This window comes from Bradyrhizobium sp. 17, from assembly GCF_023073515.1.
Taxonomy (GTDB): Bacteria; Pseudomonadota; Alphaproteobacteria; order Rhizobiales; family Xanthobacteraceae; genus Bradyrhizobium; species Bradyrhizobium canariense_D.
The window spans coordinates 11,762-19,701 of sequence record NZ_JADPJQ010000048.1 but is presented as its reverse complement, the minus strand read 5'-3'; the positions used below and the strand labels follow the sequence as shown (position 1 = coordinate 19,701).

Genomic DNA, 7,940 nt, shown 5'->3' with positions numbered 1-7,940 from the left:
AGACCTCATGCCGTGGCGATTCCGCAAAACGTCAAGCCAGCCTCAATAGGGTTGCGGCTAAGCGCTTACGATCTAAGGCGCACGGACGCCTGAGCACACGACTTTTAATCACGGGGTCCTGGGTTCGAGCCCCAGCGCGCTCACCAAGTGAAATCAGAGACTTGCAGCCCGTTTAGCTTTGCAATTCAGTTAGACCTTTTAGTCTGTGCACACGCCATGCACGCAGCCGAGTAAAAAGCCCGCCCCAGCTTGCGCCAGAGCGGGCCTCAGCGGCGCCCAAGGGGCTGGGGGCACAGTCAGGACCGCCGATAGGCTTTTACCTTAAAACCCCCAGCACCGACCACCACCAGATTCCCGGTCCTGGACGCCGGCCGCTTCTTACTCGCCGCTCCAACGCCCTCCTCCAGGTCGCTCATGCCGCGGTAGTTTGCCTGCCATTGCCGGCGCGGCTTGGTTGGTGGTTGAGGTCCAACCGAGGCTCGGTTCTAAGTCCTCGTGGGGCTCGGCCCCGTCGTGCTCGTCCTCCAGATCCCAGCCGGCGGGCGGTCGTTAATTGATCATCAAGCAGAATCGCCGTGCCTTCCTATCGTTCAGGAGGAGGCATTCATGTGAATCGATCTTCTCGTCCGTGCGAGGTAAGAGGAGTATGTGTGAGCTTTGCGCCGCCATCGATAACCGCATTGCCATGTGCAAAGATCTGATCTCAGATGCTCATCCGACCGATGAGATCACGGTTCAAAGACTTGTCTGCAGAATTTCTGCTCTTCGAGCAGAGCGAGCAGCTCTACATCTCAGGAGGCTGCCGGTCTCATCCCCGGCGCCATCGAGATTGAAACACAAGGCGAAGAACTGATGCCGCCACGCCCACCGCATCTTCCAACCGTTGGGGACCGTCTAGGCGTCGAAGCTATTCGCCGCGGCGAGCCGGTACCCGGCGGCGTTGAATAGGTTCAAGGTTTTTCCAGCAATGAAACACGTCACCGAACGCCCTTTTGCCAATCCGGAAGCTGCCGCCCGCCAGCTCCTTCAGCTCGCTTCAGGCATCGAGGCGGTGCAGGACGGCAGAATCCATATCGAGAAGATCAACTACCCCTTCCTCTATACGCTCAAGGCAAGCGGCGCGGAGTTCGGCGCCGGTATCAGGTGCGCTGTCGAGAAGGGTTGGCTGGAGCTACATGAGAGCGGCACGTATGTGCGGGTGCTGACGCCCGGCCAGGATATGCTGGCACTCCGTTAGGAACCGACCGGGCAAACTCTGCTTGAATCCGCGCTGGCTCGGCGCCCTGAGCTGGCGGAGCGGCCCCGGCCTGTAATGCTCCAGCCCCCAAGCCGGGGCCGTATCTCGGTTGGCGACCACGCAGCTGGAGCATCCGCTTTGGCTGGTTTTTGGGAAGGTTCGCTCTCGCTCACGGGCACCCTGGGCGAGGCGCTCGCCTAGGTGGCGACATTCTTCATGACGCTCGACACAGCTTCGATGAGGACCGGGCACTTTTCATATTCCTTAGCATCGCCCGCAACAGTACCGCGAAGCTCCCTGCACTCGCCGCCATCGAAGAACCACTTGGCTTTGCCAATGGTGACGATCACTTTGCATTTTGGGCATTGCACCTGCATCTGCCTACCATGCGCTCAGAATCGGCGCATTTCCAGCCACAACCTCAGCGAGTTTGAACAAGAGGCAAAGAGCCTCGAAGGGGAAAAGCCGCAGCGTGGCTCCAGCCCCACTGCGGCATTCCCCCGGCGGGCCTTTTGGTGTCAGATACTGAAGATCTTCTTGTTAGGCGCCGGACGACCTGGCTGCGCTTGATGATTGGATCCGAAGCAAGACGACGCTCAACAAGGCCAGAGGCAATCCGCCGACTGGTCGAGATCGGGTTAAAGGTGAAGACGGGTAAAGGCGAAGAAATGAGCGCGAACAGCCTGCAGGAGCTAGATGAAATGGCGGTGAAGTTAGACGCCACCGCTCGCAAGCTACCGGAGGAGCCCGGCCGCGACGATCTGCTTCGAGATATCGCGAAGTTTCGCGCGGAGTTACTCGCCCGGCTACCAAGCGAAACGCTGAAGACAAAGGGGGACAAGCCATGAGGCCGCTCATCGGACTTATCGTGCTGCTCATTACGACTGGCGCTTTTGCTCAAACGGCTCCGCCGAAGCCGGTAAAAAGGCCGCCGGTTCAGCTCAAGCCGCAAGCGCCGATGGGTTGCAAGCTCGTCGGAACGGTCAAAGGGACGAAGCTTTGGGCGGGAGACTGCACGGACGCCGCTGAACTTAGAGGCGCCCCACCCACGGCCGAAACCGCCCCGCCATCCCTGCCGGACGCTGCCGCAGGCGCCATTCCGCCCGGTCAAAAACAATAGGCTGGCCGGGACGGCGAAGGGGAAAGGAAGCATCATCCCCTTTCGGGGCGCTTCCGCCTTTTCGTCCACAAGTCCTGCATATTTTTCCCGAGTTGCGACTTTTTACGCGCGCAACCTATTGATCTCGCGCAATGGTTGAGGTTCAGTGCGCCGGTGTCGTTTTCTGGCCGGGGGGCTTTTCACATGCGTAGATTTGGCGTCGTGGCGCTTTGCGTCGTGCTGGGCGGCTGTGCAGCGGCGCCGAAAATGGGCTGGGTCCGTGTCGACGGACAGTCCGCTCGCGAAAATCCGGTTCTTACAACCCAATTCGAGGTCGACAAGACATCTTGTCTTGGCGAGCGCAACAAGGCCGCCCTTTCCGGGGTCACTGTCGCTAGCGGTGGATTGGCGGGAGCCATAGCAGCCCAAGAGCGAAATAACGCCGCGGACACTGTGGGCCAAGGCTGTATGGCCGAAAAGGGCTATCTCCTTGTCAAAGAAGAAGAGGCCGACGCTAAGCGCGCCGAGTTGGCCAAAGTCGCAGAGCTGAAAAAGCAGCAGGAAACTGCGGCTGCTGCGCCTGCGCCAAAACCAAAGAAGCCGACATCTAAACCCACAGTCGCGCCGGGTACGTGAATGACCTCGATTAGATCCGTCGCAATCATACTTACATTCGGCGTTCTGACCACCCCTTGCGATGCGCAGCCTCGCGAATTCGGAGGTTACGACTGCTCCGATGATTGTTCTGGTCACGCCGCAGGATATCGTTGGGCGGAAGTGCACAATGTAACTTCCGACTCGGGTTGTCCGCTGCGAGGCAACGCAATCTCTTTCTACGAGGGGTGCTTAGTGTACGTCGAGGACCCCAATCGGGGAGCCGACGAAGACGACGACGGCGACGATATCGATTGACGAAGTTGCTTCACGCCTCCTACTTGCACTTCACGGGGGAAAGATGATGCTTCGCTGGTTTACGGCCGTCGCTGCGCTGGCCTACTGCGCCAACCCCACCAGCGCGTATTTTGATACTGGTAATTCGCTGTATGAACTTTGCCAAAACCCGCGGAGGCACCCGGTCTGTCTGGGCACGACTATCGATCACTACGATATGCTGCTGGCGAACGGTTACGATTGCGGGCCGGATAGTCAGCGCACTAATCAGCAAATGATGGACGTCGTGGTGAAATACTTAAAGGACTACCCTGCCGAACGTAGCGACGTGGCTGCGCTGGCCACCTATAGGGCGGTTACCGCCGCATTCGCGTGCAAGCAGATCTCTAAATAAAAAGAGCCGCATGTCATGCACAAAAAAGCCGACGCCGAGCAAATGATCAGACATCTTGCGTTGGAGTGGATGCACGAGACGAATTATCGCCCACAGCCCGGCCACTACCCAAGCTTTGGCGCCTTCAAAACATGGCTCGAAGGCAAGCACTACAGCCACTACCTCCAATTCCGATCGCGGAGTGATGCCCGTGCCGAAGCGGAGGGTTGGTTTGAGGCAGAGATCCGCGACTATTGGCGCAGTATGCGCTCACGCGGCGTTGAGTCGTAGCGCGCCATGCATCCGAGCCACCATTCAAACGTAAGATTGTCAGTCGGAAGTCTCCGAAAAATGGAGATCGCAATCCTATCCGCCGCAGACGTCGCCGGTTCGTACACCGCCGCGCTGATGGAGCGCGGGCACGAGGTCAGCATTGGCCCGTTCGGTCGCGTCCCCACCGCAGTGGCCAGTATGACTGAGGACGGAATTGATGGTGTCCTAATCCTGACCGATGGCGATGAGAACTTGGACGACATTGCTGCGCGCTTTATTACGGCGACTGGATGTCCCGTTTGGCACGATCTGACTGAGATCCCGCGGTGAAGGGCGGCGCCAAAGCAAACTGTGATCCAGGCATGAAATCTTACAGACGCACAAAGATCGTGGATGCTGCTCCGTCAGTCTCCGGCTACATTTCGTCTACACGAGAAAATCGCGATCTCCCCGCGCGCCAGAAAATTGAGGAGACGATCATAAATCTCGCGTCTGCACTAGAGTACAAAATTATTGAGCGCACGACCTTGCGCGACGGCACCACAATGTATCGTGTCAACGATACATTTCAGCGCGGGGCTAATGCGATCCTCGAATTGTCCAGACTGATTTGGCCAGATCAGATAAACTGTAGGAGATTCTGATGCAGAAACCCGCGTCTATCAAAGACGACGTTCTAGGTCTCATAGCCAGCGAACAAGCTGATCACCTAGCCGACTACCTGGCACGCGGCCGCAAACATAAAAGTCTGACCGCCCTGCAACTTCTCGACGCTTGGAGATCCGCATTCAAGCACATGGCGGATGACGTTGGAGATTATGCCAAGAGGCAGATCGAAGAAGACCTGAAACAGGAGTTTTTAGCCCGAGGCGAAGAGCCGCCCTACGATGTGGTTCATGACGACATGGAGAAGTTTGTGGCAAAAGTTGACGCCCGCTATGAAACACCAAGAGGCGACTGATCCTGATGGTTTTGCAAAAACGGCCAAAGCTGTAGAAGCGGACTTGAGTGATTATCGAGGCCGGAAGCAGAACTAATCTTGAGAGCCGTCCATCCACCTGCTCTGCCGTCGGCATACCGATGGCCTTTTTCAAGGTTCACAACTGAGGTTGTCATGGGCAAGCTGGTCGACGGCGACGACGGTCTCCCGGCCGAGGAAGTCGGGCCATGGGCCCAAGAAAAGCAGGACCTCCTCTGCAGATACGTCGATATCTCGCGCGGCGCACGCACGAAATTCATAGGCCCTAGCAAGGCCGGAACCACCTACGTTGACCTATTTTGTGGGCCCGGCCGCTCGAAGATCAAAGGCGGGCCTTTCATCGACGGAAGCTGCGTTGCCGCGTGGCGGAAGAGCGTTGCCGGCAAGGCGCCTTTTTCGCATATGTACATCGCCGACATGGATGAGGAACGGCTCAACGCTGCGACAAAGCGTCTGCGTGCGCTTGGCGCACCTGTGGCAGCCATCCATGGCGAAGCTGTCGAAACCTCGGTCGCAATTCTGAATCGCTTAGAACCAGAGGGCTTGCACTTCGCATTCATCGATCCGTACAGCTTGGGCGCTCTGGACTTCAACATCTTCAGGACACTCTCGCGTCGGACCCGAATGGATATGCTGGTTCACCTCAGCAAAATGGACCTTCAGCGAAACCTAGACGAAAACATCGGATCGGCCATATCGGCATTCGATAGGTTCGCCCCAGGTTGGAAAAACGTAATCGACCCAGATCAGGCCCAGCGTGGCATCCGCGGCGAGATCATCGATCACTGGAGAGGCTTGGTATCCGGATTAGGCACCAAGGCATCCACCGACATGAAGCTCCTGAAAAATAGTGGGGGCCAACACCTTTACTGGCTGCTCCTGGTAGCCAAGCACGAGCTCGCCCATAAATTTTGGAAGACCGCAGCCAATCCAGAGAAACAAGGCGATTTTTTCAAGCTATAGCTAAAGGCATCTCATCATAGGTGCGGCCGTTCAGCATGCGCCCAGCGGCCTTCTTGTTGTTCCCGCCCCACTGTTTGAAGAAGAACGCTGATTTGTGCCGCCGACAGGCGCGCCTGATCTCGCTAACCCATTCGGCATCCATCGGCCGCGCCCCGGGCCCACTCTCGCCTCCCACAATACTCCAATGAATATTCTTGAGGTTGGCGTCGGCCACTGAGCCGAGTAGTGGCTCAAACGAGATGAACCGTACCGCAGCGCGTACCTCACGCAGTTCATCGATCCTGCCTAGATAATCCGCACTTTCGACACTAGTGCCGAGCCAAACGTTTCGCAGCACTGGCAGTCTTGATGTGATCTCAGCCATGCGATCCGGTCGCTTCGTGAGGATCTGATAGGTGTGTTGTGGAGTGGCCGCCATCGTCGCCCAGACCTCGGCCACGAACGAAGCCGGCACGTCCGAATGGAAGAGATCGGACATCGAGTTGACAAAGATCTGGCGCGGTTTGCTCCAGCTTTTGGGCGTCTCTAGTGCTTTGTGATCAAGGAAGAGCTTCCCGGTCCACTTGGCACGGCCGCCTGTTTTTCGAGTGAGACCGCGGTATTTCTCCGTGCCCATCGCCTCCAAGCGCGCCGCCATACGCATTGCGTAGCAATTGGTGCACCCAGGCGAGAGGATGGTGCAACCCGCCACAGGATTCCACGTCGCGTCGGTCCATTCAATGGAAGTCTCAGCCATGATGAGCACCTTTCAGGGCGCAAAGAATCACAAGAAAGTGGTGAGATTTCGTTAACTACCCCTCACCTCTTCCGCCCGCGCCCTTCAGGCAGCCTACGGGCTTGCAGGGGCCACGTTGCCGCCAGCGCGCCCTGCCCGCCACGCGCACCAATCACTCGGTGTCCCTTGCGCTGCCGGGTTCGGGGCACGCCTTAACGTTGCCCTCACTTCCACCTCATGCGCCTCCCCTAGACCTTATGCCGCGGGATCTCGGCGGCACACGGGCGCGATATTCGACCGCTAGTTCAGCAGAGCCAAACAGCTCCCCCACATCGTCCGTCTGTGTCTCGCCGTTGTGGAAGATCGGGAAGTAATAACATCGCATAGCCGCGGCCCTCGTCTTTTAGCGCGGCGATCATGGCCGCATCTGGGAATGGCCCGAACCTGTCGAAAACGACAGGGTCCTGCGAAGCGGATCACCGGGCGCCCTCTTCACAGCCCCCTTGCGTGTGGCGCCGTTGACCCGCAGCAACAACGCTTGGTACCTCCCGCTCGACGCTGGTGGTAAAAACACCCGACCTGCACCGCTCGGCCCTCTGCTGGTACCCAACCTACCAGAGCCGACTTAATCCGTTTTGAAAACAACGCCGATGCGAGTATCACTGCACCAAACAAGACGACAATCTCTGATGATGCGGTCTCTTTCCAACATCATCTTGAATGTGGCACGCATGTGCAACTTCGTCTGCAACTCGATCCCTCCGAGATGTTGAACACGCGGCAACGTTGGCTGCCGCCATCTCCAAAAATGTAGGCGGCTAAGTCGACGTCCGCGCGGTCGATCTTCCGGCGATCCGACATGGCTATCCTTGAGTCGCCGAGACCGGCTCGTTTCCTTCACGAGCCGACGTTATTTCGAGCAGCCTAAATTGCCTCGCTATCCGTGTTGCCAAATGCGACCGCTCTTTAGCCAGCTCTCTCTCATCGGATACGTCGTGTCCGTCTCGCTTAAGGACCTCGATCAGGATAGTTTGGCTCTGAACATAGGTCACCTTGTCAGCGATCTCTCGCGTCAAAACAGCCAACTCGTCATCATTATCGGATGTCACGGCGATCTCCTTGGTCGGACTGATCACGCGCAGAAAGGCGCTATTTTGCATGCCAATACTTACAGATCGTTACGCGGCCACCCTGGACCGCGTGTCTTGGGCCGACCTTACATGTCCCCCTGGGTCCGGAAGCGCGAGTTAGCGACGTTCACGGCTCCTCCTGAACTCATCGTTTACGTTCGTGACGTAGGATGGCGCCGCACAGCGCTCTGGCATGAAATCGATGTCCAACAATCGACAAGAGATCCGCCCGTGGTCGGTCGACGAGGAAGCGCAACTACTTGCGCTACTCGATGAGGGT

Annotated in this window: 11 protein-coding genes; 8 read left to right on the top strand and 3 right to left on the bottom strand. The window is 57.8% G+C overall.

The features are described 5' to 3' along the window. The first annotated feature begins 967 nt into the window (after nt 1-967). Entirely contained in the window at nt 968-1,237 is a 270-nt protein-coding gene (locus IVB13_RS08850; protein WP_247488448.1) for a hypothetical protein, read from the top strand. Between the two features lie 197 nt (nt 1,238-1,434). On the opposite strand, the gene IVB13_RS08845 is transcribed toward IVB13_RS08850, so the two are convergent. Beyond that, nucleotides 1,435-1,587, bottom strand: a complete 153-nt coding sequence (locus IVB13_RS08845) for a hypothetical protein (RefSeq protein WP_247488446.1) — start codon at nt 1,585-1,587, stop codon at nt 1,435-1,437. Nucleotides 1,588-1,752: 165 nt separating this feature from the next. Between IVB13_RS08845 and IVB13_RS08840 the strand changes: the two genes are divergently transcribed. From IVB13_RS08840 to IVB13_RS08810, 7 genes are all read left to right on the top strand, one after another. Then, nucleotides 1,753-2,085, top strand: a complete 333-nt coding sequence (locus tag IVB13_RS08840; protein WP_247488444.1) for a hypothetical protein — start codon at nt 1,753-1,755, stop codon at nt 2,083-2,085. A 455-nt stretch (nt 2,086-2,540) separates the two neighbouring features. Beyond that, nucleotides 2,541-2,972: a hypothetical protein gene (locus IVB13_RS08835; RefSeq protein WP_247488442.1), complete on the top strand. Its 432-nt coding sequence runs from the start codon at nt 2,541-2,543 to the stop codon at nt 2,970-2,972. A 319-nt stretch (nt 2,973-3,291) separates the two neighbouring features. Further along, a complete protein-coding gene (locus IVB13_RS08830; protein WP_247488440.1) occupies nt 3,292-3,621 on the top strand; it encodes a Rap1a/Tai family immunity protein in 330 nt (109 codons plus the stop codon). A 15-nt stretch (nt 3,622-3,636) separates the two neighbouring features. Then, the gene (locus IVB13_RS08825; protein WP_247488438.1) at nt 3,637-3,891 is read left to right on the top strand and encodes a hypothetical protein; all 255 of its coding nucleotides are present in this window, start codon (nt 3,637-3,639) and stop codon (nt 3,889-3,891) included. A gap of 60 nt (nt 3,892-3,951) precedes the next feature. Continuing rightward, nucleotides 3,952-4,203 (top strand): hypothetical protein, encoded by a 252-nt coding sequence (locus tag IVB13_RS08820; RefSeq protein WP_247488436.1) that lies wholly within the window; start codon nt 3,952-3,954, stop codon nt 4,201-4,203. A 313-nt stretch (nt 4,204-4,516) separates the two neighbouring features. Continuing rightward, on the top strand, nt 4,517-4,834 hold the full coding sequence (locus tag IVB13_RS08815; RefSeq protein ID WP_247488434.1) for a hypothetical protein: 318 nt from the start codon (nt 4,517-4,519) through the stop codon (nt 4,832-4,834). Between the two features lie 153 nt (nt 4,835-4,987). Next, a complete protein-coding gene (locus IVB13_RS08810) occupies nt 4,988-5,815 on the top strand; it encodes a three-Cys-motif partner protein TcmP (protein ID WP_247488432.1) in 828 nt (275 codons plus the stop codon). On the opposite strand, the gene IVB13_RS08805 is transcribed toward IVB13_RS08810, so the two are convergent. Both IVB13_RS08805 and IVB13_RS08800 read right to left on the bottom strand, forming a co-directional pair. Next, nucleotides 5,805-6,551: a DUF5131 family protein gene (locus tag IVB13_RS08805; protein WP_247488430.1), complete on the bottom strand. Its 747-nt coding sequence runs from the start codon at nt 6,549-6,551 to the stop codon at nt 5,805-5,807. The genes IVB13_RS08810 and IVB13_RS08805 overlap by 11 nt on opposite strands. Before the next feature lie 842 nt (nt 6,552-7,393). Next, complete coding sequence (locus tag IVB13_RS08800) at nt 7,394-7,690, bottom strand: hypothetical protein (RefSeq protein WP_247488428.1); 297 nt, start codon at nt 7,688-7,690, stop codon at nt 7,394-7,396. Nucleotides 7,691-7,940 lie beyond the last annotated feature (250 nt).